The sequence below is a fragment of the Sediminihaliea albiluteola genome, assembly GCF_014077625.1.
Classification (GTDB): Bacteria; Pseudomonadota; Gammaproteobacteria; order Pseudomonadales; family Halieaceae; genus Sediminihaliea; species Sediminihaliea albiluteola.
Genome location: NZ_JACFXU010000013.1, coordinates 470,035 through 493,426, shown reverse-complemented (window position 1 = coordinate 493,426; position 23,392 = coordinate 470,035). Strand labels below are relative to the sequence as shown.

Annotated in this window: 22 protein-coding genes; 7 read left to right on the top strand and 15 right to left on the bottom strand. The window is 53.7% G+C overall.

Features of this window, described 5'->3' with window-relative positions; translation table 11 throughout:
* The 6 genes from nqrE to H2508_RS03190 form a co-directional block, all read right to left on the bottom strand.
* A complete protein-coding gene (gene nqrE / locus H2508_RS03215) occupies window positions 1-609 on the bottom strand; it encodes an NADH:ubiquinone reductase (Na(+)-transporting) subunit E (protein WP_182168938.1) in 609 nt (202 codons plus the stop codon).
* On the bottom strand, window positions 609-1,274 hold the full coding sequence (locus H2508_RS03210; RefSeq protein ID WP_182168937.1) for an NADH:ubiquinone reductase (Na(+)-transporting) subunit D: 666 nt from the start codon (window positions 1,272-1,274) through the stop codon (window positions 609-611). The genes nqrE and H2508_RS03210 overlap by 1 nt, the downstream gene beginning before the upstream one ends.
* A gap of 2 nt (window positions 1,275-1,276) precedes the next feature.
* The gene (locus H2508_RS03205; protein ID WP_182168936.1) at window positions 1,277-2,053 is read right to left on the bottom strand and encodes a Na(+)-translocating NADH-quinone reductase subunit C; all 777 of its coding nucleotides are present in this window, start codon (window positions 2,051-2,053) and stop codon (window positions 1,277-1,279) included.
* A complete protein-coding gene (locus H2508_RS03200) occupies window positions 2,043-3,242 on the bottom strand; it encodes an NADH:ubiquinone reductase (Na(+)-transporting) subunit B (RefSeq protein WP_182168935.1) in 1,200 nt (399 codons plus the stop codon). The genes H2508_RS03205 and H2508_RS03200 overlap by 11 nt, the downstream gene beginning before the upstream one ends.
* Before the next feature lie 3 nt (window positions 3,243-3,245).
* Window positions 3,246-4,595: a Na(+)-translocating NADH-quinone reductase subunit A gene (locus tag H2508_RS03195; RefSeq protein ID WP_182168934.1), complete on the bottom strand. Its 1,350-nt coding sequence runs from the start codon at window positions 4,593-4,595 to the stop codon at window positions 3,246-3,248.
* Window positions 4,596-4,833: 238 nt separating this feature from the next.
* A complete protein-coding gene (locus H2508_RS03190; protein ID WP_182168933.1) occupies window positions 4,834-6,303 on the bottom strand; it encodes a glyceraldehyde-3-phosphate dehydrogenase in 1,470 nt (489 codons plus the stop codon).
* Window positions 6,304-6,495: 192 nt separating this feature from the next.
* Between H2508_RS03190 and mfd the strand changes: the two genes are divergently transcribed.
* Both mfd and H2508_RS03180 read left to right on the top strand, forming a co-directional pair.
* Window positions 6,496-9,960, top strand: coding sequence for a transcription-repair coupling factor (gene mfd / locus H2508_RS03185; protein ID WP_182168932.1), 3,465 nt, complete (start codon window positions 6,496-6,498; stop codon window positions 9,958-9,960).
* Window positions 9,960-10,982 carry a CsiV family protein gene (locus H2508_RS03180; protein ID WP_182168931.1) on the top strand — a complete coding sequence of 341 codons (1,023 nt, stop codon included), beginning with the start codon at window positions 9,960-9,962 and terminating at the stop codon, window positions 10,980-10,982. Before mfd ends, H2508_RS03180 begins: the two co-directional genes overlap by 1 nt.
* A 27-nt stretch (window positions 10,983-11,009) precedes the next feature.
* Here H2508_RS03180 and H2508_RS03175 read toward each other — a convergent pair whose 3' ends face one another.
* Together H2508_RS03175 and H2508_RS03170 are read right to left on the bottom strand one after the other, a co-directional pair.
* Entirely contained in the window at window positions 11,010-11,759 is a 750-nt protein-coding gene (locus tag H2508_RS03175; RefSeq protein ID WP_182168930.1) for an S-methyl-5'-thioinosine phosphorylase, read from the bottom strand.
* A complete protein-coding gene (locus H2508_RS03170) occupies window positions 11,759-12,901 on the bottom strand; it encodes a mechanosensitive ion channel family protein (protein ID WP_328799302.1) in 1,143 nt (380 codons plus the stop codon). Before H2508_RS03170 ends, H2508_RS03175 begins: the two co-directional genes overlap by 1 nt.
* A gap of 280 nt (window positions 12,902-13,181) precedes the next feature.
* Between H2508_RS03170 and H2508_RS03165 the strand changes: the two genes are divergently transcribed.
* Window positions 13,182-13,496, top strand: a complete 315-nt coding sequence (locus tag H2508_RS03165) for a DUF6763 family protein (protein WP_182168929.1) — start codon at window positions 13,182-13,184, stop codon at window positions 13,494-13,496.
* An 11-nt stretch (window positions 13,497-13,507) separates the two neighbouring features.
* On the opposite strand, the gene gcvT is transcribed toward H2508_RS03165, so the two are convergent.
* Window positions 13,508-14,635, bottom strand: coding sequence for a glycine cleavage system aminomethyltransferase GcvT (gene gcvT / locus H2508_RS03160; protein WP_182168928.1), 1,128 nt, complete (start codon window positions 14,633-14,635; stop codon window positions 13,508-13,510).
* Between the two features lie 162 nt (window positions 14,636-14,797).
* On the opposite strand from gcvT, the gene lexA reads away from it, so the two are divergent.
* A complete protein-coding gene (gene lexA, locus H2508_RS03155; RefSeq protein WP_182168927.1) occupies window positions 14,798-15,400 on the top strand; it encodes a transcriptional repressor LexA in 603 nt (200 codons plus the stop codon).
* 80 nt (window positions 15,401-15,480) lie between these two features.
* Here lexA and H2508_RS03150 read toward each other — a convergent pair whose 3' ends face one another.
* From H2508_RS03150 to H2508_RS03135, 4 genes are all read right to left on the bottom strand, one after another.
* Entirely contained in the window at window positions 15,481-15,732 is a 252-nt protein-coding gene (locus H2508_RS03150; protein WP_182168926.1) for a hypothetical protein, read from the bottom strand.
* A gap of 98 nt (window positions 15,733-15,830) precedes the next feature.
* Window positions 15,831-16,304 carry a hypothetical protein gene (locus tag H2508_RS03145; RefSeq protein ID WP_182168925.1) on the bottom strand — a complete coding sequence of 158 codons (474 nt, stop codon included), beginning with the start codon at window positions 16,302-16,304 and terminating at the stop codon, window positions 15,831-15,833.
* Window positions 16,301-19,003 carry a type I DNA topoisomerase gene (gene topA / locus H2508_RS03140; protein WP_182168924.1) on the bottom strand — a complete coding sequence of 901 codons (2,703 nt, stop codon included), beginning with the start codon at window positions 19,001-19,003 and terminating at the stop codon, window positions 16,301-16,303. The genes H2508_RS03145 and topA overlap by 4 nt, the downstream gene beginning before the upstream one ends.
* A gap of 108 nt (window positions 19,004-19,111) precedes the next feature.
* Window positions 19,112-19,561: a hypothetical protein gene (locus tag H2508_RS03135; protein WP_182168923.1), complete on the bottom strand. Its 450-nt coding sequence runs from the start codon at window positions 19,559-19,561 to the stop codon at window positions 19,112-19,114.
* A 90-nt stretch (window positions 19,562-19,651) separates the two neighbouring features.
* On the opposite strand from H2508_RS03135, the gene H2508_RS03130 reads away from it, so the two are divergent.
* The gene (locus H2508_RS03130; protein WP_182168922.1) at window positions 19,652-20,086 is read left to right on the top strand and encodes a universal stress protein; all 435 of its coding nucleotides are present in this window, start codon (window positions 19,652-19,654) and stop codon (window positions 20,084-20,086) included.
* Here the strand turns inward: H2508_RS03130 and H2508_RS03125 are convergent, their stop codons facing one another.
* Entirely contained in the window at window positions 20,087-20,362 is a 276-nt protein-coding gene (locus tag H2508_RS03125; protein WP_182168921.1) for a glutaredoxin family protein, read from the bottom strand.
* Window positions 20,363-20,457: 95 nt separating this feature from the next.
* Between H2508_RS03125 and H2508_RS03120 the strand changes: the two genes are divergently transcribed.
* Both H2508_RS03120 and H2508_RS03115 read left to right on the top strand, forming a co-directional pair.
* The gene (locus tag H2508_RS03120; RefSeq protein ID WP_328799301.1) at window positions 20,458-21,360 is read left to right on the top strand and encodes an IclR family transcriptional regulator; all 903 of its coding nucleotides are present in this window, start codon (window positions 20,458-20,460) and stop codon (window positions 21,358-21,360) included.
* Window positions 21,361-21,372: 12 nt separating this feature from the next.
* A complete protein-coding gene (locus tag H2508_RS03115) occupies window positions 21,373-22,152 on the top strand; it encodes a TrmH family RNA methyltransferase (RefSeq protein WP_182168919.1) in 780 nt (259 codons plus the stop codon).
* Window positions 22,153-22,207: 55 nt separating this feature from the next.
* Here the strand turns inward: H2508_RS03115 and H2508_RS03110 are convergent, their stop codons facing one another.
* Complete coding sequence (locus H2508_RS03110) at window positions 22,208-23,383, bottom strand: vWA domain-containing protein (RefSeq protein WP_182168918.1); 1,176 nt, start codon at window positions 23,381-23,383, stop codon at window positions 22,208-22,210.
* Window positions 23,384-23,392: the final 9 nt, after the last annotated feature.

The window sequence follows — 23,392 nt, the reverse complement described above, 5'->3', positions numbered from 1 at the left end:
TTAAATATCGATGCCGCCGAAGGACATGAAGCCCAGCGACATCAGGCCCACAGTGATAAAAGTAATGCCCAAGCCCTGCAGACCATGAGGCACATCGGAGTACTTCAGGCGCTCGCGGATGCCAGCCAGTGCCACGATTGCTAAGGCCCAGCCCACGCCAGCACCGGCGCCAAATACCACACTTTCACCAAAGCTATAGTCACGCTCAACCATGAACAGCGAAGCACCTAAGATCGCGCAGTTCACTGTAATCAGTGGCAAGAACACGCCCAGTGCGTTATACAGTGCGGGCACAAATTTATCCAAAAACATTTCCATGATCTGAACAATTGCCGCAATCACACCGATGTAGGACAACAGCCCCAAGAAGCTGAGATCGACATCTGGCATACCGGCCCAAGCCAAGGCACCATCAGCCAACAAGTAGTTGTAGATCAGGTTGTTGACCGGCACGGTAATGGTCAGTACCACCACCACGGCAATACCCAAACCAATAGCAGCCTGAACTTTCTTGGAAATTGCCAAGAACGTACACATGCCAAGGAAGAAGGCCAGCGCCATGTTCTCGATGAACACCGCGCGGATAAATAGACTCAGGTAATGTTCCATTATGATGCCGCCTCCTCGACGTTAACGTGGTTGGCAATTTTAAAGTCGGGCTCTTCCACTTGTGACTTATCCCAGCTGCGCAGGGCCCAGATGAACAGGCCGATCAAGAAGAAGGCACTAGGAGCTAGCAGCATCAAACCATTCGGGTTGTAGAAACCACCTTCAGTGACCACTGGAAGGATTTCATAGCCGAACAATTTACCTGCGCCGAGCAATTCGCGGAAGAAAGCCACTGCCAGCAGTACCACGCTATAGCCCAAGCCATTGCCGACACCGTCGACAAAGCTCGGTAAAGGTGGGTTCTTCATGGCATAGGCTTCGGCGCGGCCCATCACAATACAGTTCGTAATAATCAAACCCACAAAGACCGATAGCTGCTTGCTGATGCCGTAGGCATAAGCTTTTAGCACCTGGTCAACCACGATCACCAAAGAGGCGATAATGATCATCTGCACGATAATGCGGATGCTGCTGGGAATAAAATTACGAATTAAAGAGATAAAAAAGTTTGAAAATGCAGTTACCAAGGTCAGTGCAATACACATCACCACAGTAACTTGCATTGAGGTAGTTACCGCCAGTGCGGAACAAATACCCAAGATTTGCAGCGCAATGGGGTTATTGCGGAAAATCGGGTTAACCAGTGTTTCTTTCATTGCCGACATGATCAGGCCTCCCCGGACTTCAGGTTTTCGATAAAGGGCTGGAAGCCCTCTTTACCCAACCAGTACTGCACTAGGTTGGATACGCCTTTGGAAGTAAGTGTAGCGCCGGATAAACCATCAACCTGCCAGCTAGCCTTTGGGCTAGATGGGTCAACGGTGCCTTTAATCAGGCCAATCTCAACATCACCCTCACGGTACACTTTCTTACCAGGCCACTTAGCTTTCCAGCTGGGGTTATCCACCTCACCACCTAGCCCGGGCGTCTCACCGTGTTCGGCAAAACCTAAACCGGCCACTGTGTTGAGATCTGACTCTAAGGCCAAAAAGCCATAGAGCGTGGACCACAGACCATAGCCGTGGACGGGCAGGATCAATTTATCCAGTCCACCCTGGTCATTTTGAACCAAGTAGACTTCAGCTAAATCAGCGCGGCGCTTAATTTTTGCTAGATCCTGTTCGACACTTAGTTTAGTCGAGCGAGCAGGGTCTTTAGAGGCTTTGCGCTGATCGTAACGCTCGGGGTCCACTTCGTCGGTGAACTTTCCGCTGCGCAGATCAACAATGCGCGTCTCGACTTTCTCGAACTGCTCTTCGACCGAAACGCCCTCTTCCAACATACCAGCGGCTGCCAGAATATTGCGCTTGCGATCAAGGGTCTTGTTGATTTCCTGTGCTGGCTTGAGCAGTACTGCGGCAGTGGATACCACCACCGAGCACACGATGCACAAAGAAAGCGCAACAATTAGCGTTTTCTTGATACTGTCTTTATTACTGGACACGGGCGAGCCTCCGTTTGATATTGGCTTGAACCACAAAGTGATCCATCAGCGGAGCAAAGATGTTGGCGAATAGGATGGCCAGCATCATGCCTTCGGGGAATGCCGGGTTCATGACTCGGATCAGCACTGCCATGAGACCGATCAAGATCCCGTAGGCCCACTTACCGGTATTAGTCATCGCCGCTGAGACGGGGTCAGTGGCCATAAACATCATGCCGAAAGCAAAGCCACCGGTGACCAAGTGCCAGTACCAAGGCATGGCAAAAGCCAAGTTGGTATCAGAGCCAACCATATTAAACAGCGTCGACAGCGCCACCATGCCCAAGAAGACACCGGCAACAATACGCCATGAGGCGATGCGCATCAGCAACAATGCTGCGCCGCCGATCAAAATAGCCAGTGTTGAGGTCTCACCGATAGAGCCCGGCATAGCGCCGAGGAAGGCTTCCATCCAAGTCCACTGTGATTGAACTGCAGTCATACCTTCGGCTGCTACTACTGACAGCGGAGTTGCGCTGGTATAGCCGTCGACTGCCACCCAAACTGCGTCACCCGAGATCTGCGCCGGATAGGCGAAGTACAAGAAGGCACGACCAGTCAGGGCCGGGTTAAGGAAGTTCTTACCGGTACCACCGAAGACCTCTTTGCCGATGACCACACCAAAGCTAATGCCTAGTGCGACCTGCCACAGAGGTAAATCGGGAGGGCAAATGAGCGCAAAGAGAATAGAAGTGACGAAGAAACCTTCGTTAACTTCATGGCCCCGCTTCATGGCAAAGAGCACTTCCCAGAAGCCGCCCACCACAAAGGTCACAAAGTAGATCGGTACGAAATACAGTGCACCAAACCAAAAGCAATCCCACAGGCTGCTGGCATCGTAACCACCAAAGGTGGCTATTAATGACCCGCGCCAGCCACCGACTTCGCCGCCGGTCGCTGCGAGCACATCGTTGGCCTGGAAGCCCAAGTTGTACATGCCGTAAAACATCGCGGGGAAGGCACAGAGCCACACCGAGATCATAATACGCTTCAGGTCAATGCCATCTCGTACGTGTGCGCTGGAGCGAGTGACCGATCCAGGCGAATAAAGCATGGTGTCCAAGGCTTCATAAAGGGGATACCAGCTTTGATAGCGGCCACCCTCTTGGAAGTGGTGTTCCATATTGTCTAGGATTTTACGAAGTCCCACGGCTTAGCCCTCCTTCTCGATGCGCGTCAGGTTGTCCCTGAGAATTGGGCCGTACTCGTATTTGCCGGGGCAAACGTAAGTACATAACGCGAGATCTTCTTCGTCGAGCTCAAGGCAACCCAGTGCCTGAGCCATCTCAGTGTCACCAACAATCAGTGCGCGCAGTAAATGGGTCGGCAAGATATCCATTGGCACAACGGTTTCGTAGCTACCCACCGGCACCATAGCCCGCTGACTACCATTGGTGTTGGTCGTCATTGGCAATGGTTTGCTGCCAAACAGACTGCTGAGGTAAATACCTAGGTTGGAGTGGCGCTTGGCACCGGGCGAAAGATAGCGCAGTAACTCGCGCTGACGACCTTCTAGCAAAGCACTCACTTGGTTGTGGTGACGCCCTAAGTAAGCAGTGGGGCCCTGTACCTGACGGCCACCTAGTACTGAACCAGAGATGATTCGGTTTTCTCCTGCCTTGAGCTGTCCAGCACAGAGTGCTTCTAAATCAGCGCCAAGCCGAGTGCGCAGCAAACGCGGGCGCTCAACCTGTGGACCAGCTAGCGCAATCACGCGATCTGTATAGAGCTTGCCATCGAGGAACAAACGGCCAATCGCGATGACATCTTGATAGCCAACTGTCCACACTGGTGCATCAGCGGTAACGCCACCGTGCAAGAAATGGATATGGGTACCAGCTAGGCCCGCTGGATGTGGCCCACTAAACTCTGCCGTTTCAATATTGCTGGCACTGCCTTTGGGCAAATCGCTGCCTGGCGCTTGGCACAGATAGAGCTTGCCTTTGCTGAGCTTGGCCAGCAGATCCAAACCTAAGCCAAATGCTTCTTTTTGTGAGGCAATAATGACACTTGGATCGGCAGCCAAGGGCTGAGTATCAATCGCTGTCACAAATATTGCCGCAGCTTCAGCATCAGCTGCCGGCACCTTGCTGTAGGGCCGGGTGCGCAGTGCCGTCCACTGGCCACTTTGGATCAGCTGCTGGCGAATCGTCGCCGCATCGAGAGCCTTAGCGGCACTGGCGTCGTAGGCGCTAAAGCTTTCTGCAGCTTCATCGGCCGCCACTTCAATCACCACCGTCTGCAGCACACGTCGAGCACCGCGGTTAATCGCGCTAACGGTGCCAGCTGCCGGGGCTGTGTAGCGTACGCCTTCGGTCTTCTTATCGGTAAATAAGAGCTGACCGGTCTTAACCCTGTCGCCTACTGCCACCTCCATGGTGGGTTTCATACCGACGTAATCAAAGCCCACCAGTGCGACAGCTCGTGCAGCGGGGGCATCTTCTATGGTTTGCTGGGGCGCACCCTGTATAGGAATGTCCAGGCCCCGCTTGATTTTGATCATACGATCTGCCTAAAGATTGAGAATACAAAAGTAGTATGGCTGGAAACCAAACAAGACTTCACCGCGCAAAATAGCGAAGTAAACCCCTTTGTCTTAAGCGATTCTGTCATAAAAATAGACAAAATCGACCATTCGAATCCAAGCCGCGCGCATTATAGCGGAATGCCCCCTCGACACGCTACATTACATGAGGGGACAGCCACTTGATTTTGAACAGAATTATTCGCTAGGAGGCGACTTATCCTTCCTTTGGATAAGTTGCGTATTTAATCCCAGCCATCTGCTCTAAGATGCGGTACACCTGACAACTGTAACCAAACTCGTTGTCATACCACATGTAAAGAACGGCTTGAGTGCCATTCACAATCGTCGCCTGGGCGTCGAAGATGCAGGCGTGACGCGAGCCCACAAAGTCAGAGGACACCACTTCAGGTGAATTAGAGAAATCAATCTGCTTACGCATCGATGAGTGCAGCGCCATATTGCGCATAAACTCGTTCAAGCTTTCCTTATCTGTCGGACGACTTAGATTAAGGTTAAGAATAGCCATAGACACGTTAGGCGTCGGCACTCGAATTGCGTTGCCAGTCAACTTGCCGTCCAACTGTGGCAAGACCTTGGCTACAGCTTTAGCTGCACCAGTCTCAGTCAGCACCATGTTCAAGGCTGCACTGCGGCCGCGACGATCTGCCTTGTGGTAGTTATCGATTAAGTTCTGGTCGTTGGTGTAAGCGTGCACGGTTTCAACGTGACCACTGACAATTCCAAACTCATCATCCATGGCCTTCAGTGGCGGCACAATGGCGTTGGTGGTGCAGGATGCAGCAGAAATAATGGTGTCAGTATCTTCAATGATGTCATTGTTGATACCAGCCACTATGTTCTTCATATCGCCCTTACCAGGAGCGGTAAGAATGACTTTGCTCACACCTTTAGACTTCAGGTGTAAAGACAGGCCTTCGCTATCGCGCCACACACCGGTGTTATCAACCACAATAGCATTATTGATGCCGTACTCGGTGTAGTCGATGCTATCTGGCGAAGAGGCGTAGATCACCTTAATTTCGTTACCGTTGGCAACGAAGGACTGACGCTCCTCATCCACGCGAATCGTGCCGGCAAAGGCGCCGTGTACAGAATCGCGGCGCAGCAGGCTAGCTCGCTTCATCAGGTCATTAGCGGCACCGCCCTTGCGCACCACAATAGCTTTGAGGCGCAGGCTCTCACCGCCATCAGTTTTATCGATCAGGATGCGCGCCATCAAGCGCCCGATACGGCCAAAACCGTAGAGCACGACATCGCGCGGCTCGTCGACCGGCTTTTCTGTCGCGCCAATTAAGTAGGCAACTTGCTCCTGCACAAACTCGGCAAGGCTTTGATCCTTACCGTGGCCGTGGTCGAAGTAATTAACCGCGAGACGGCCAATATCGATGTGCGCGGGGCCCAGATCAAGCTTGGCTAACTCTTCCAGTACCGGGAAGGTTTCAAACTCGGATAATTCGTTCTCTTCCACCTGCCGTACATAGCGGTGATCTTTCATGATCTCCAGTACGGAACGATTGACGAGTGACTTGCCATAGACATAGCACTTCACGTTACGTTCACGGGATAGACGACCCACAATAGGGATCATGCCTTCCGCCAGGGCTTCTCGCTGTTTCCAGTCTTTGAAATAGTCGTCTGGACGCTCTCTCTTTCGTTCGCTCACTACAGGCTACCTTTTACGCTGGGATTGGGTGGAGATCAGGCGCGCCATTATCAACTTCTGCTTGTCGCGGTGCAAGGCACTGCGGGCATTTTCACACCCCTTGGGGCTAATGCGGGTGGAGCGAGCCCCTTGTAGGGCATACAATGGGCCCCCGAAAACATCACTCTGGCCAGAAAAACATCCATCATCCCCATGTTTAAAACCCTTATTGCCGACACCCCCTGGCCGCAGCAGGCCGGCAGCCGCACTGCCCTCGGGCCGATTTACGGCAGCGCCGAAGCGCTGTGTATTGCCGAACTTGCTAGCGAGCACAAACTTCTCCTCGTTGTCACTACAGATACCAGCGCGGCATTAACTTTGGAGCGTGAGCTGCCTTTTTTCCTCGCTCCCGGTGTTGAAATTTTGGCCTTTCCCGACTGGGAAACCCTGCCCTACGATAACTTTTCTCCGCACCAGGATATTATTTCCGAGCGCCTGAGCACCCTCTACCGACTGCCATCCCTGTCCACAGGGGTGCTGATTGTACCGATGCCAACCCTGATGCACCGCTTGGCGCCCACCGAATATATCGCCGGCTCGAGTCTGGTGCTCGAACCTGGGCAACAACTTGAGCTGAACAGCTTTCGCCGTAATTTAGAGCGCAATGGCTACCACAATGTAGAAACGGTTTATGAGCACGGTGAATTTGCCCTGCGCGGCGCCCTACTCGATATTTTTCCTATGGGCTCTGAGACGCCCTTTCGCATCGACTTACTGGATGACGAGGTCGACACGCTGCGCACTTTTGACCCTGAGACCCAACTCAGCGTCGAGCGAGTCGAGGCTATAAACCTCCTGCCAGCGCGAGAATACCCGCTCAACCCTTTGGCGGTGGAACGCTTTCAGATGAATTGGTACGAGGCCTTCGAGGTGGATCACGATGCCTGCCCGACCTTCACTGAAGTGAGTGCTGGGCGCTCCCCCGGCGGCTGCGAGTACTATCTGCCGCTATTTTTTGATCAATGCGCCACGCTCTTTGATTACCTTCCCGACAATGCGCCGGTAGTAGTCATCGGCGACCATCACAGTGCCGCTCAGCGCTTTTGGCAGGAAGCTGGCGAACGTTACGAAGAGTACGGCATTGACCCGCGCCGCCCGCTACTACCACCTGCCCGCTGCTTTACTCCGGTGGAGGAGCTCTACCAGCAGTTCAAGCGACACCCAGTACTTGAGCTGCGCCAGAATACTGACTCACCGGTACATGTAAAAACCCAGTGTCTACCCAGTCCCAAACTCGGCGATGGCGACCCGAAAGCCTCACCAATAGCGCGCTTGGCAGAGTTTATTGAGCAGCACCAGGGGCCGGTGCTGCTCTGCGCTGAGTCCGCAGGGCGACGGGAGATGCTGCTGGAAGGCCTCGAACAGCAGCAGTTGCACCCTCAAACTGTAGGCAATTGGGCCGAATTCCTTGCTGCAGAGCTAGACTTTGCCATTACCACGGCACCGCTCGACCGCGGCATGTACTTTGGCCCAGGCCAGGCAACCCTGGTCAGCGAAGCACAACTTTACGGCAACCGCGTCGCCCAGCGGCGCCGCCGACGCAAATCCGATGACAAGCACAGCGCCAACATCTTCAAGGAGCTCAACGAGCTGCGCGAAGGAGTGCCCGTGGTTCACCTAGAACACGGCATCGGCCGCTATGTCGGCTTGCAGACCCTGGAGGTCGACGGTCAGGCCAACGAGTTTCTCACCTTGGACTATGCCCAAGGATCGCGGCTCTATGTCCCCGTGTCCTCCCTACATTTGATCAGCCGCTACTCGGGCAGCGACCCCGAGCTAGCACCACTGCATAAACTGGGCTCTGATCAATGGGATAAAGCGCGACGCAAAGCCAGCGAACGCGCCTCTGATGTCGCAGCGCAATTATTAGAAGTCTACGCCCGGCGCGAAGCTCGCCAGGGCTTCCAGTTTGAGATTCCAGCCCTAGAGTATCAGCAGTTTGCGGCAACCTTTCCCTTCGAAGAAACCTTCGACCAAGAGAGCACAATTGCTGCAGTGCTAGATGACATGTCCAGTCCTCGGGTCATGGACCGCTTGGTCTGTGGTGATGTGGGCTTTGGTAAAACAGAGGTGGCCATGCGCGCCGCCTTTATCGCTGCTCGCAACGGTAAACAAGTCGCGGTGCTGGTGCCGACCACACTGCTCGCCCAGCAACACTTCAGCTCGTTTTCCGATCGCTTCGCCGACTGGCCGATCACAGTGGAGGTTGTATCGCGCTTTAAAACCGGCAAACAATTAACCGCTGTCAGTAAGCGTGTCGCCGATGGCGAAATCGATATCTTGGTCGGCACCCACAAACTGCTGCAACAAGACTTCAAGTACAAAGATCTGGGCCTACTGATCATCGACGAAGAGCATCGCTTTGGCGTCAAGCAAAAAGAGGCCATTAAGGCGCTGCGCGCCGAAGTCGATATCCTTACCCTCACCGCCACGCCGATCCCGCGCACACTCAATATGGCCATTGGCGGCATGCGAGACCTGTCGATCATTGCTACCCCGCCGGCACGCCGTCTGTCGATTAAAACCTTTGTGCGCGAACACAATATCGCCCTAATTAAAGAGGCTGTGCTGCGCGAAACCTTGCGTGGTGGACAGGTCTATTACCTGCACAATGAAGTCAAAACCATCGAACAAACCGCCAGCAAGCTACGCGAGCTATTGCCGGAGCTATCCATTGCCGTGGCACATGGCCAGATGCAAGAAAGCCAACTCGAACAAGTGATGTCGGCCTTCTATCACAAGCATCACCATATTCTGCTATGCACCACAATCATTGAGACCGGTATCGACATCCCTAATGCCAACACCATTATCATTGAGCGGGCAGACCGCTTTGGCTTGGCCCAGTTGCACCAACTTCGCGGCCGTGTGGGCCGATCGCATCACCAGGCTTACGCCTACCTACTCTGCCCGCCTCGCTCGGCCATTACGCCAGACGCGATAAAGCGCTTAGAGGCGATAGAGGCCGCCGGCGATCTCGGTGCGGGCTACATGCTTGCCACCCATGACTTAGAGATCCGCGGCGCTGGCGAGCTACTAGGGGATGAACAGAGCGGACAGATCCACAGTATTGGCTTTGGCCTGTATATGGAGATGCTAGAGCGCGCTGTGGCCGCTCTGCGACGCGGTGAAATTCCCGACGTTGACGCGCCGCTCGATGCAGGCACCGAAATTAACCTACATACCGCTGCGCTGATTCCTGAAGATTACTTACCCGATATCAATACACGCTTGGTTTTATACAAACGTATAGCCGCCGCCAGTAGCGATGAAGAGCTCAAAGATATTCAGGTTGAGATGATCGATCGCTTTGGCCTCCTGCCACCACAAGTTAGCAACCTAGTACAAGTCGCTAAGCTGCGCATTCGGGCCCAGGGTCTTGGCATCAAAGCGATTGAAGTTGGGCCCCAAGGTGGCAATATCGACTTTAATGACAATACTCGTGTTAATCCCATGTCTTTGGTCAATTTAGTGCAATCGGACCCCAAGGCCTACCAACTGGCTGGGGCCACTCGCTTGCGCTTCCACCGCGAGTTAGAACAACCTGCCCAACGCCAACAGTTTGCAGAGCAATTGTTGGCGACCTTTGCCGCTGATGCTACGGAAGATGCCGCCTAATGAAACGCCCTATTTATTACCCTCAAGCCTTGCTGTTAATGACACTGTTGTGCTGCACGAGTCTTGCTCAAGCAGCAGAGCGCTGGTTTCGAGTTGAATTATTCGTGTTTAGCCAAGGCGGAGCCGCCGCTGCCAGAGAGGAAAGCTGGGACCCTGAACCCCTGCTGCGCTATCCCGACAACTACCGTTTCTTATTGGATCCTCAGCGTATAGCGCGCAATAAAAGCCTACACCCACAGGCTAAAAGCCAAATCGATAGCCGAGGCCTACAGCGCATCACTTTCCCCGAGCCCGGCGATCTAGCAGCTGTCGACATTCCTATCATCGACAGCCCAGCGAGTGACGACAAGCCGCTCGACAATGGCGAGGGCGGCCACCAAGAGCTGGCCAATGCTGATCAGCCGCCAGCACCTCAGCTGCCCCAGGCTTACGCTTTGCGTGATGCTAGCGAATTAACATTTCGCGGCAAGGCGGCATATATGGAGCGCAACGGCAGTTATCGAACGCTATTCCACCAGACTTGGTTGCAGCCGATAGTCAGTGAGTCCCAGGCCCTACCAATTATATTGGATCACTCTGGCGATGACGCTGCCTATCCAGCCCTTCAGGGCAGCATTAAGCTCTACCTATCGCGCTATCTGCATCTTGAGACCAATCTCTGGCTCAACACCCAGGGCGACTACTTATCCGGTGAATGGCGTATGCCGGCGCCCCCCTTAGGGCCTAGCTCAGTACAGGTGGTCAAGCCAGCCAAAGAGATACTCAGTGCTGAAGAAGCGCTAAGCAGCCTGAGTGCTCAGGAAGGGCTCGAGCCGGCGGCGGAACTAGAGCAGCCCGGCGACGATACCGACAGCAGCCCCCACTACCCTTACCGCCATGCCGTGTTGCTGCAACAGTCACGTCGCATGCGCAGCAATGAAGTGCACTATATCGATCACCCAATGCTAGGTCTGGTGGTGAAATTAACGCCCTTAACGGACAGCGACCTGCAGCAGCTAGGCGCAGCCCAGAGCGCGCTATAGCACTGCTGAGCAAGGCCTATAAGCGACTCACTCGCTGTAGTATTTCTCGACTAAGCTGCTCAATAAAGCGCGGACCACTTGGGTTTCGCGCTGCAAAATTTCATGCATTTTAGCCAGCGATATGGGCTCTTCACCTAATCCAGCAGCCGGATTAACCACCATACAGATAGCGGCATAGGCCAAGCCTAACTCTCTGGCTATGGAGGCCTCCGGCATGCCTGTCATGCCCACAATATCGCAGCCATCGCGGGCCATCCGTCGCACCTCAGCGGCGGTCTCAAGGCGAGGTCCCTGAGCTACGCCATGGGTGGCACCGTCTTCAAAAGCGATATCACTGTGGTATGCAGCAGCGACTAAAGACTGACGCAAGCGGTTGTCATAGGGCTCGGTGAAATCAATATGCAGTAAACGCCCATCAGCGCCCTCGTCTACGCTGTGCTCTCGCCCCCAGGTGTAATCAATCAATTGGTGAGGCAGCACCAAGGATCCAGGGCGCATAGTACTAGTGATTCCACCGACCGCATTGATCCCAACCACGTCGCTGGCACCGAGTGAGCGCAGCGCCCACAAGTTAGCGCGGTAATTGATCAGATGAGGAGGTATGGTCGCAGCGCCACCGTGGCGATGCAAAAACAACAGTTGTGCATTGCCCAAGCGCCCCTGCTGAATCGCGCCCGAAGGCTGGCCATAAGGTGTTTCAAGCTGGTGTTCCTCGTAGACCACCAAGCCCTCCAGCTGCTCAATACCGGTACCGCCAATCACTGCCAGCTTGTTCATCAGTTCACCTTGTGGGAAGCGGCGTTTACAGCGGGCTCAGCTTGCTCAGCCTGCTCGGGGATTACTTGCTCTAATTGCAATGTACGCGTCGGGAAAGCTACATCTGCATCGTGCTTATGCACAATCGCCAAGACCTTCAATAGCACGTCCTGTTTAATCTTGTGGTAATCGACCCACACCGTTGTTTTAGTGAAAGCATAGATGAAGAAATCTAATGATGAGGGCCCAAAGGAAACAAAGTTGACGATCAGGGTTCTATTGAGGTCGATTTCTTCATGCTCCTCAAGCATTGTGCGCACATCATCAATGATGGCATCCATGGCAGCGCTGTCTTGATAGCGGATACCCACAGTCTCGTAAATCCGTCGGTTGTGCATACGGGAGGGGTTTTCAACAGCAATTTGGCTAAATATTGCGTTGGGGACATACAAGGGGCGCTGATCAAAGGTGCGAATACGGGTCAGGCGCCAGCCTATTTCTTCTACCGTGCCCTCTATTTCACGATCGGGTGAGCGGATCCAGTCACCCGGTGAAAATGGACGGTCGAGATAAATACTCATCGCACCAAAAAAGTTGGCCAGTAAGTCCTTGGCAGCAAAGCCCACCGCGATACCGCCGACCCCACCGAAAGCCAACAGGCCGGAGATCGAAACCCCAATGCTCTGCAGCACCATCAGGGCAGTGATTATACCCAGGGTGATACGCAGCAATTTCGCTACCGCGTGTACTGTTGCCTTATCAGTTGATTGACGCTGACCATGGCGCGACTCATCGAGCAACTCCTCCTGCACCGCCGAGACCAAGCGCAATAAAAACCAAGCCAAGAGCACAATCATAGCGGTGTCATAGGCATTGAACAGCGTCTCACGCCAGGACTCCCCTCCCAGCGACAGCCCTTTAAGCAGCAGATAGGCCACTGCCACCCACAGCACCACTCGTGCCGGCGCCTCTAGCGCACTGACAAAGACATCATCCCAGCGATTTTTGCTATGCGATGTGATGTTACGCACTCGGCGCAGGGTAATGCCCAGAGCCAAATGGCCGACAAGACCCAAAGCCAAGATACCCAGTGCTATCGATAAGGGGCCGCCGGCATCCCACTGCTGCATTGCGGTTTCAAAAAATTCTAAAATGGATTCCACGAGCCAAAAATCTCCCTGTTTGTGTATGTCTTGCTGCGTGTGTTTAGACGTATTGCTTATCGATGGTCGTATTTTATAGCGGAGAGGTTATAAGAATTTCCCCATTGCTTGAAGTGAAGTCTGTGAAAGTCTCACAAGCGATTGATCTATCAACAAAAGAATTTATACAAGCATAGTAAGTATATGTAGCGCTCTCTTTAGATCAATCACCGCCACTGGACAAGCGCGCTAGACTTGGTAGCTTGGAGCATACACCCCACAACACTGTGAGTGTATTGATATGAAAATGCTAAGCCCCACCGTAGGCGGCTGGTACAAAGATCTCGAAACACACGAACTGTTTGAAGTGGTTGCTTGGGACTCCGCCACCCTGAGCATCGAAGCACAATTTTTTGACGGTGAAGTCACCGAGTACGATTTAGACACCTGGCGCCAGCTGAAACTCAGGGAAATTGAACCCCCTGAAGACTGGCGCAGTCCTTTCGAGCTCGATGATGAAGACCGACTCGACCCCGACTTGCCCCACCAACCGCTGGAATGGAATAGCCCGGTCAATACGATCGAGCCAGACGCCATGTACGGTGTTGAGGATTAATTACCAGCCACTTAGCTGCGTCGGTAACGCTGCGCCACAAAGGGCATTTTACTGACTCGCATGGGAAGCTGTTTGCCGCGCACTGCGGCAAATACCAAAGTGCCGAGGGCGGCGTGCTGCTTGTCCAAATAAGCCATAGCGATTGGCACTCCTGCACTTGGCCCCAAGGTGCCAGAGGTCACCACTCCGATTTCTTTACCCTGCTCATCGCAGATCAGCGTAGCCTCTCTAACCGGCGCCCGCCCCTCGCCAACCAATCCAACCCGTTGCCGGGCATAGGATTTATTGGCCATTTGATCGAAAATTCGTTCGGCCCCGGGGAAACCACCGGCACGTGCGCCATCAGCGCGGCGCGGCTTGCTAATAGCCCAACTCAAACCCGCTTCAATCGGTGTGGTATCCGCATCGAGGTCATGGCCATAGAGACACAAACCGGCCTCGAGACGCAGTGAATCACGCGCTCCCAGACCGATCATTTCGACGGCCTTATGAGACAGTAAGGAGCGCACCATAGGCTCAGCAGCCTGTGCTGGCATTGAAATTTCAAAACCGTCTTCACCGGTGTAACCTGCGCGACTGACGAAACACTCATGGCCATTAATCTGAACACGCTGTGAGTCCATAAACACCATGTCCGCTGTCTCTGGCGCCAGATTGGCCATAATCTCTGCAGCTAGCGGGCCCTGCAAGGCAATCAGGCCTCGGTCGTCGAGTAGCTCGAGCTCCACATCATCCGCTAAGTGTTGCTGCAGATAGGCGAGGTCCTGCGCTTTACAGGCAGCATTGACCACCAAGTACAAGCAGTCGCCAAAGTTGCTGACCATAAAGTCATCCAGGACACCGCCCTGGGGATCGGTAAAGAGCGCATAGCGCTGCTTGCCTTCGGGCAAATCAACAATGTCGACTGGCACTAAGCGCTCTAGAGCTTCTGCCGCACCGGGGCCGCGAAGTACAATCTGGCCCATGTGGGACACATCAAAGAGCCCTGCTTTCTCCCGGGTGTGCAAATGTTCCTTCTTCACCCCTAAGGGATACTGCACAGGCATGTTATAGCCAGCAAAAGGCACCATTTTCGCAGCTAATTCTAGGTGTAAATCATAGAGCGGGGTGGTGGCCAGTTCGCTTGATGTATCTGACATGGGCTTCTCCGTGGACATACTCGCAGCGGGCCTTAAATTACCCGTGAATTTGCGGCCAGAAATTATCCCATGCCCAAGTGCATTGCAAGGCTTTGATCGGTTTACCTCTGCTGCCACCCTGTATATACTCACAGTCCTGTATATAAAGACAGGCAAGTTGACATGGAAAAACTGACCAAACGGCAACAGCAAGTGTTGGATATCGTGCGCCGTCACATCGATGACACCGGCTATCCACCGACGCGAGCCGACATTGCCCGAGAGCTCGGCTTTAAATCAGCCAACGCCGCCGAGGAGCATTTAAAAGCACTGGCACGCAAAGGCGCTATTGAAATGATTGCTGGTGCATCACGGGGTATTCGCTTAGTCGAAAAGCCTGGCATCCCAATCGTTGGCCGAGTGGCTGCCGGCAGTCCGGTACTTGCGCAGGAGCACATCGAAGATTACTGCAACTTAGCGCAGGAGTTTTTTAAGCCTAAAGCCGACTACTTTCTCACCGTGCAGGGAGACAGCATGATTGATGTCGGTATTTTCGATGGCGACCTACTCGCCGTACACAGCACACCAGTGGCGGCTAATGGCGATATCATCGTGGCGCGCATTGATGATGAGGTGACCGTGAAGCGCCTGCGCCGGGGCAACAGCAAACACCTGCTAGAACTCCTTCCGGAGAATCCAGACTACGATGTCATTAAAGTGGATTTGCGTGAACAGCACTTTGCTATTGAGGGGCTGAGTGTCGGGGTCTTGCGACGCGGCAACTAAAGCTCCCCGATAGCACTGTCTAAATCTAGGGGCTAGCGCTAGCAGCGCTCTGGCCCCTTCGCGAATACCAGCTTGATCGTTTAATGCAGCACTCGAGATCTGCTATTAACACCAAACTCCAATCCAGTATCGCCCTCTTCCGTCATATTTGAAGCCGCTTCAATACCGGCTTGAATCATGGCCTTAGCAACTTCTAGACCATTCTCCATCAGATACATACGGGACTCGTCTGAAAAGCGAATGCGGACCAGCGGCTCAGAATCATCTTCGGCGCGCTGCAAAACGATTTCCCCATTGCCCAGATCGACAATTTCCAGCAAGGATGTTGACACTAATAAACCTCAAATTCGCAGGATTGCGGCACCATTCTAGCAGTGCCATAGCAACACTTACCACCCGCGGCAGCTTTAGGCCCTAGCAAAGTGGTATTTCAATACTCGTCGAGTGAATCCGCCATGCGCTGATACAGCGCATCGAGTGCCCCCGCCCAGAGCTGAAATTGCTCTGGGCTAAAGTCCTCTGCGGGCACGCTGCGGGCTAAATTTCCAGGCAGCCGTCCCGCTGGGACTGTCCCTGGAGGCTGCCACTGCAGTAAATCAGCTAGCCACCCCGAGCGCTCTAGCTGCTCGAACTCACGGATCTCAGCAGGCAGTACCTGACCCGCTGGTGTCGGTGGCAAATCGGCCACCGCTGTTGGCAGATTGGCAGCTGCCGCATCTAAGTTCAGCACAGCCAGCAAAAACCAGCCATAGGAGCGCAGCAAGTGGGCCTGACAAGCGGGACCATAGGCCTGAGCGAGGATCAGCTCGGGCAAGGCTTGCGCCTCAGCTTCGCGGCGCCAAGCCCTGAGCAGCACTGAGGCTAAGTAAAGGCTATGGTTAGCCTCGCCGCGAGCGGAACTCATGCTTTTTTAGTGCGCGTGGCGGTGCCGGCTTTCTTTTTCGCTGGCGCCTTTTTCTTGGCTGCTGCTTTTTTCGCAGTGGCTGTCACCTGCCAGCGGCCACCTTCGTAAAAGGCCTTCCAGCCCGTTGCCTTACCATCGACCTCAGTCATCACATACTGCTCTTTAGTCTTCCGACTGTAACGCACTTGGGTGCGGTTACCATCGTCATCTACCACTGGCGCAGTAAATAAAAACGCGTACTTAGGATCGATTTCAGACTGATGCGGCAGTAACTCGTCGACAAAAGGCGCCCGGGTTTCACGGTTGCGCGGGAACTGGCTGGCGGCCAAAAACAGCCCTGCTGCACCATCACGCAAAATGTAGTGATCATCCACTTTAACGCAGGCCAACTCAGGCATTGGCACCGGGTCCATCTTGGGCGGCGCGGCTTCACCACTGCGCAGTAACTTGCGGGTGTTTTTGCAGCCCTCAGCGGTACAACCAAAGTACTTGCCAAAGCGACCAGTCTTTAATTGCATTTCGGCACCGCATTTATCGCACTCTAATACCGGGCCGTCGTATCCTTTAATTTTGAACTTGCCCTGCTCGACTTCAAAACCAGAACAATCGGGGTTGTTACCACAGACGTGCAACTTGCGCTTTTCGTCCATTAAGTAACTGTCCATGGCGGTGTTACACAGAGGGCAGCGCCGCTTACTGCGCAGCAGGCGTGACTCGGCATCCTCGTCATCACCTTCTGGTATCGCCTCATCCCCAGAAGTCAGGTTGATGGTGTGCTTGCAGCGCTCTTTCGGCGGCAAAGCGTAACCAGAGCAGCCCAAAAACACCCCGGTACTCGCCGTTCGGATTTGCATCGGCCGCCCGCACTGACTGCAGGGAATGTCCGTCATGGTCGGCTCATTAGGCTGCATTCCAAGGGGCTGAGGCTCTTCAGCCTGCTCTAGCAATTGCTGGAACTCCTCGTAAAAGCTATCGAGCAAGACACGCCAATCCAATTCACCCTGAGCCACTTGGTCCAAGCGCTCTTCCATAGCAGCAGTGAAGCCGTAATCGAGTAAATCGCTGAAACTCTTCTGCAAGCGCTGGGTGACGATATCGCCCATCTTCTCGGCGTAAAAGCGCTTGTTTTCAAGCCGTACATAACCGCGGTCTTGAATCGTAGAAATAATAGAGGCGTAAGTCGAAGGGCGACCAATGCCGCGTTTTTCTAACTCGCGGACCAGGCTCGCCTCACCGTAGCGGGGCGTTGGCTTGGTGAAGTGCTGTACTGGCTCCAAAGCCTGTAGCGCGAGTAATTCACCGGTTTTCATGTCAGGTAAAACCGTGTTGTCGCCCTTGCGTCCGGCCGGTGGCTGCACCTTGGTAAAGCCATCAAAGACAACGATACGGCCTTTGGCATTGAGTTCGTAATCACCCGCTGTCACTGTCAGGGTGCTAGCCAAGTACTCTGCCGCCGGCATCTGACAGGCCACAAACTGGCGCCAGATCAACTCATAAAGGCGCTCTGCGTCGCGCTCCATGTTTTGCAGCGAGGTCTGTTTAACATTGACGTCAGAGGGGCGAATCGCTTCGTGCGCTTCCTGGGCGCCCTCTTTCGATGAATAACTATTGGGCGTTTCTGGCAAATACTTGGCCGGGAAATTGCTTTTAATATATTCGCGACAAGCCTCCACAGCTTCAGCACTTAAGTTAGTGGAGTCGGTACGCATATAAGTGATGTAGCCCGCTTCATAGAGTCGCTGAGCCATCATCATAGTTTTCTTCACACTAAAGCCTAAGCGCGTGCTAGCAGCCTGTTGTAAAGTCGATGTAATAAAGGGAGCCGGCGCCTTGGATTTAGTCGGCTTATCTTCTCGCTGACTGACCCTGTAGCTGAGCTGCTCTAGCTCGGCGACTGCCTTTTTGGTGTCCTGCTCATTATCCGGCCTAAATTTATTGCCGCGATATTTTTGCACCCCAAAGCGCACCTCATCGCCTGCTTGAGGTTTCAGGTCAGCGTGAATATCCCAGTATTCTTCGGGCACAAAGGCACGAATCTCTCGCTCACGCTCAACGATCAAGCGGGTCGCTACTGATTGCACGCGACCAGCAGAAAGCCCTCTGGCCACCTTGGCCCATAGCAATGGCGACACCATGTAACCGACGACGCGGTCCAGAAAACGGCGTGCTTGTTGGGCGTTAACACGATCTAGATCTAGCTTAGCTGGTGCCTCAAAGGCCTCGCCAATTGCCTTTTTGGTGATTTCGTTAAACACCACTCGCTGATAGCGCGAATCATCGCCACCGATAGCTTCTCGCAAATGCCAGGCGATCGCCTCTCCTTCGCGGTCAAGGTCAGTTGCGAGATATATGGCCTCGGAATTTTCAGCCAACTTACGCAACTCGGCGACTACCTTTTCTTTACCTGGCAGTATTTGATACTCGGCTTTCCAGCCCTGCTCGGGGTCAATCCCCATGCGCCTGATGAGCTGCTCGCGCGCTTTGTTCTTTTTATAGATAGCCTTTTCTTCAGGGGCCATCTTGCGGGTTTTGGCTGCCTGAGCCGCCCGCTCCTTCGGATCTGATTTTGAGCCACTACCCGCTGTTGGCAGGTCGCGGATATGACCCACACTGGATTTAACAATAAACTCCGGGCCAAGATATTTGTTAATGGTTTTGGCTTTAGCCGGCGACTCGACAATGACTAGTGATTTACCCATATGCTCCTGCTAAGACCCCTTAATTGGGCCTGACCGAGGCTTACTCGGCGAGGGAAAAAGGGGCATATATAAGTGTCTAACAGGCTCGGGTCAAGCAAAAGCCCGAATTCAAGTTTGCAATTGCTCTGCCCAAGCACCCAATTTCTCCCGTATTTGTATGACTGTTGATTGCTCTCCCGCCTCGCGCCAATAGATGCCACAGGAGCCTTCATCAACGCTCGCTGCCAAGACCTCAGCGGGCATCTGCATCAAGGCTTCAGGTACTGCAAGGCGCTGCCCGAGCGGACGCCATTGGCCTTGCTCATCACGCTGCCAGGCCCCTTTTCTCGGCGCTTTACTGCGCGATGCCTTGAGCCGAAATCCGTAATAGATCACCCTAGAGTCGGGCTTAGCCTGAGTTTTTGCAAGCTGCGGCAAATTGCGAAACTCTACAAACATGCCCTGCAAGGCAGCTGTTTCGCGTAAGTTCGCCTGCTTGCGCTGCTGCCGGCTCGGCAAAAAGTGTGACAAGGGGGCAAGTGCAAGACCAACAATCACCGCGATTAGCAAGTAAGTCAACTGGGGCTTCTCCAAGAGGCATATTTCTCTGGCATTGTATGCTATAAATGGAAAGACACCCTTATCTCCGCGGGTAAATGGAGTGACTAAATGAGCGATTACAGTAAAATTCTTGTAGCAGTAGACCTCAGCGAAGATTCCGCCGAGGTTTCACACAAGGCCCACTCCATTGCCGCTGTCAACAATGCAGAGCTTCACCTGATCCACGTGATCGAGCCCTTAAGCTTTGCTTACGGTGGCGATATTCCCATGGATTTTTCGGGCATCCAGGACGAAATTCACCAGCAGGCTAGCCAGCAGCTCAGCAGTTTTGGTCACGTCAATAACATCCCCATTGAACGCCAGCACATCGTACTGGGTCGTCCTGAAGTTGAAATTCACAGCAAGGCTGAAGAAATCGCTGCGGATTTAATCGTTGTTGGCAGCCATGGCCGTTACGGCCTAGCGCTACTTATGGGCTCTACCGCCAATGGCGTATTGCACGGCGCTAGCTGTGACGTCCTCGCGGTGCGAGTCGGCAGCTAACTAAGACAAGCCATCGGCCGCACTGCCCTGCTGCAGAAAACTGTGTAGAGACTCCAGCGCGAAAGGCCAATCTAACTCTGCACCCTCGGCATCGGCCAGTACGGGAATGCGCAGCCCGTAGCGCTCGAACAAAGTATCTGACTCACTGATATCCACCGTGTCAAAATCAAAGCTCAAACCGGCCTTTTGTAGCGCCTCAAGCATCTCTTGTGCTTGCTCACAAAGATGACAAGCCGAGGTGCCGTAGAGCAGAAACCGCTCACTTTGCACAAGCATAAATAGTCTCCATGTTTTGTTTAGTCCCACCTCTTACAGAGAATGATGTAGAATCCCCGCATCAAAAAATTGAATGAACCTCCGGGGGTAACTCAGTGGCGTTATTTTCCCAGCCCACAGCACGCGCGCTTGCTATATTGGACTTGTTAATGGCTAATCCGCACCAGGCTTTTGGCCTGACGGAAATGACCCGCCGCCTTAACTTGAACAAGGCAACCTGTCACGCCATTTTAACCACCATGGCCAACTACGGCTTCTTGGTACAGCACCCCAAAACCAAAGCCTATCGCTTAGGGCCATCCATTATCGCTGCCGGCAACGCGGCCTTTGCACAGTTCCCAGTCCTGGAGTACGCCCGCCCCGAACTCGAGGGACTACAGCATGACTTTCCGGTAGGTTTCGCGGTTACGGCACGCTCTAAGTTGCATCAAGTATTGTTGGCATTATACGGCCACGCCACGCCACTGATCGACTCTTTCCAGCTCGGTTTGCGCTTGCCTAACACGGCCCCTATTGCCGCCTGTTTTACAGCATTTTCACCTGCTAAAGCTTTAGAGGCATGGCTCACTCGCGCCCACGAAACGCGCGGGGGCTACAACGAAAGGCTCGACCAAAAGTTGCGCGTGTCAGTCATTGCCATACGCGCCAGAGGCTACGAGGTTACCTTGAAAACCCAAGCCGAAGCTGAGCTGACCGAAGAGCTTACCCGGATCCAGGAAAACTGGAGCCTAAGCGAACTAGAAAACGCCACTAATAAGTATCAGCACAGCCTCTGTGACGAACAGTACCACTTGGATCGGATCGACCCCAAGGCTCGCTACGACGTGGCCACAATCTCAGTGCCGGTATTTGTTTATCGCGATACGCCGGTGATGTGCTTTGTCGCCGGCTCCATCGAAAAGCCAATCACCGGTGCGCAAATTGAAGAGATTGCAGCGCGCATGAAAGAGTCGGCAGATCGAGTGACGGCCCTAGCCTCCGGCCAACAGAATATTTAACGAGCAGCTAAGGTGAAGGACTCGGAGCAATACCTCGAGCGCAAAGCATTTTTTGAGCGCGTGCTCACCGTCTACGGTCGCAAGCCAGTGCTTGAAGTACTACAAGACCCTGCCTTGACATGCCACCAGTTACACCTAGCCGACAACAACCGCGAAGACGGTATTATCACGCAGCTACGCGAGCTCGCCCAGCAACGTGAGCTGCCCATCAAGAATCACTCGCGCGCGGCATTAGCACGTATTTCTCGCAATGGACGGCAAGATCAAGGGGTCGCACTGGATGTCTTATGCCCGGCCTTTCAAAGCATTGATACAGCGCTAGACTCACTGCCAACAGGCGCCCGCTTACTGGCGCTAGACAGTATCACTAACCCACAAAACCTCGGCATGATTATTCGCTCGGCGGCTGCCGGCGCAATCGATGGCATCATTTACGCTAAGCGCGGCAACGCCGCACTCGGCCCACTGGTCATTAAGGCCAGCGCCGGCACAGTGTATAAAGCGCCGCTGTTGCTCTGTGACAAGCTCCCAGATGCGCTCAAGTTATGCCGTGATGCAGGGATGGCAATCTGTGCCCTCGATGCCAAGGCCGAGCACTCGCTGTTTAGTCACCAACACAGTGCTGGCAGCGTATTTGTCTTAGGAAATGAAAGCGAAGGGGTATCCAAGCAAGTGCAGCAGATCGCCACGCACACATTGAGCATCCCCATGCGCAACGGCGTGGAGTCACTGAACGTGGCGGTCACCGCTAGCCTGATCGCCTTCGCCAGCGAGCTCAACGCAGGGGCCTAGTAAGCCCCAGGCTTAAGTTCCTGCGTAATCCTGCTAGCCAAAGCGACCAGCTCAACTACTTAGAAAGATAGCTCATGGCGTCCTCTAAACCTTTCAGTGTCAGGGGGTACATGTGGCCCCCCATCAACTGTTTGGTCATTTCAGTGGACTGGGTATAAGGCCACTCCTCTTTAGGCACCGGATTAATCCAGACAACTTTTTCGTAGGTATTGAGTAGGCGCCGCATCCACACCTCGCCCGACTCCTCGTTCCAGTGCTCCACTGAGCCACCTGGTTGCACAATCTCATAGGGCGACATCGCAGCGTCGCCGACAAAGATCACTTTGTAGTCGTGACTGTACTTATGTAGGACATCCAGCAAGGGGGTACGCTCATTGTGGCGCCGGACGTTATTGCGCCACACACTTTCATAGAGGAAGTTATGAAAGTAATAGTACTCCATATGCTTAAACTCACTGCGCGCTGCAGAGAACAATTCTTCACAGACCCGCACGTGTGGGTCCATCGAGCCACCCACATCAAAGAACAGCAAGACCTTAACCGCATTGTGGCGCTCGGGAACCATTTTAATATCCAGCAGACCGGCGTTGCGGGCTGTGGAGCTAATGGTGTCATCTAGATCGAGTTCCTCAGCGGCACCGCTGCGGGCAAACTTGCGCAGGCGACGCATAGCGACTTTGATGTTGCGCGTACCCAGCTCGACGCTGTCATCTAGGTTTCTAAACTCGCGCTTATCCCAAACTTTAACCGCTTTTTTATTGCGCCCATTGGGCCCCACGCGGATACCTTCTGGGTGATAACCTTCCTGGCCAAAGGGTGAGGTTCCACCCGTGCCGATCCACTTGTTACCGCCCTGATGACGCTCTTTCTGTTCTTCTAAACGCTTTTTGAATTCCTCTATCAGCTTTTCCAAGCCACCGAGTGATTCAATTTTGGCTTTTTCTTCCTCTGACAAGTTCTTGAGGAACTCACTGCGCAGCCAATCATCTGGGATCAGCGCCTCAATCACATCATCGAGGCTCTGGAGATCCTGAAAATGCAAACCGAAGGCCCGGTCAAAACGATCAAAATACTTTTCATCCTTGACCATGCAGGTCCGGCTGAAATAGTAAAAATCGTCCATATCGGCAAAAGCAATGTGCCGAGTGAGACCTTCGATCAGGTCGAGCAGCTCTCGAGTAGTAACCGGCACTCCAGCGTCGCGCAGGCCATGAAAGAAATTAATTAGCATAATGGCTGC

Excerpts from the sequence above, each read along its gene's own strand:
- H2508_RS03125 (WP_182168921.1), bottom strand. The coding sequence starts at position 20,362 with ATGCTTGTGCAAAGTGAGCGGTTTCTGCTCTACGGCACCTCGGCTTGT.
- H2508_RS03195 (WP_182168934.1), bottom strand. The coding sequence starts at position 4,595 with ATGATCAAAATCAAGCGGGGCCTGGACATTCCTATACAGGGTGCGCCC.
- H2508_RS03130 (WP_182168922.1), top strand. The coding sequence starts at position 19,652 with ATGAGCGATTACAGTAAAATTCTTGTAGCAGTAGACCTCAGCGAAGAT.
- H2508_RS03165 (WP_182168929.1), top strand. The coding sequence starts at position 13,182 with ATGAAAATGCTAAGCCCCACCGTAGGCGGCTGGTACAAAGATCTCGAA.
- mfd (WP_182168932.1), top strand. The coding sequence starts at position 6,496 with ATGTTTAAAACCCTTATTGCCGACACCCCCTGGCCGCAGCAGGCCGGC.
- gcvT (WP_182168928.1), bottom strand. The coding sequence starts at position 14,635 with ATGTCAGATACATCAAGCGAACTGGCCACCACCCCGCTCTATGATTTA.
- H2508_RS03110 (WP_182168918.1), bottom strand. The coding sequence starts at position 23,383 with ATGCTAATTAATTTCTTTCATGGCCTGCGCGACGCTGGAGTGCCGGTT.
- nqrE (WP_182168938.1), bottom strand. The coding sequence starts at position 609 with ATGGAACATTACCTGAGTCTATTTATCCGCGCGGTGTTCATCGAGAAC.
- lexA (WP_182168927.1), top strand. The coding sequence starts at position 14,798 with ATGGAAAAACTGACCAAACGGCAACAGCAAGTGTTGGATATCGTGCGC.
- H2508_RS03175 (WP_182168930.1), bottom strand. The coding sequence starts at position 11,759 with ATGAACAAGCTGGCAGTGATTGGCGGTACCGGTATTGAGCAGCTGGAG.
- topA (WP_182168924.1), bottom strand. The coding sequence starts at position 19,003 with ATGGGTAAATCACTAGTCATTGTCGAGTCGCCGGCTAAAGCCAAAACC.
- H2508_RS03145 (WP_182168925.1), bottom strand. The coding sequence starts at position 16,304 with ATGAGTTCCGCTCGCGGCGAGGCTAACCATAGCCTTTACTTAGCCTCA.
- H2508_RS03180 (WP_182168931.1), top strand. The coding sequence starts at position 9,960 with ATGAAACGCCCTATTTATTACCCTCAAGCCTTGCTGTTAATGACACTG.
- H2508_RS03210 (WP_182168937.1), bottom strand. The coding sequence starts at position 1,274 with ATGTCGGCAATGAAAGAAACACTGGTTAACCCGATTTTCCGCAATAAC.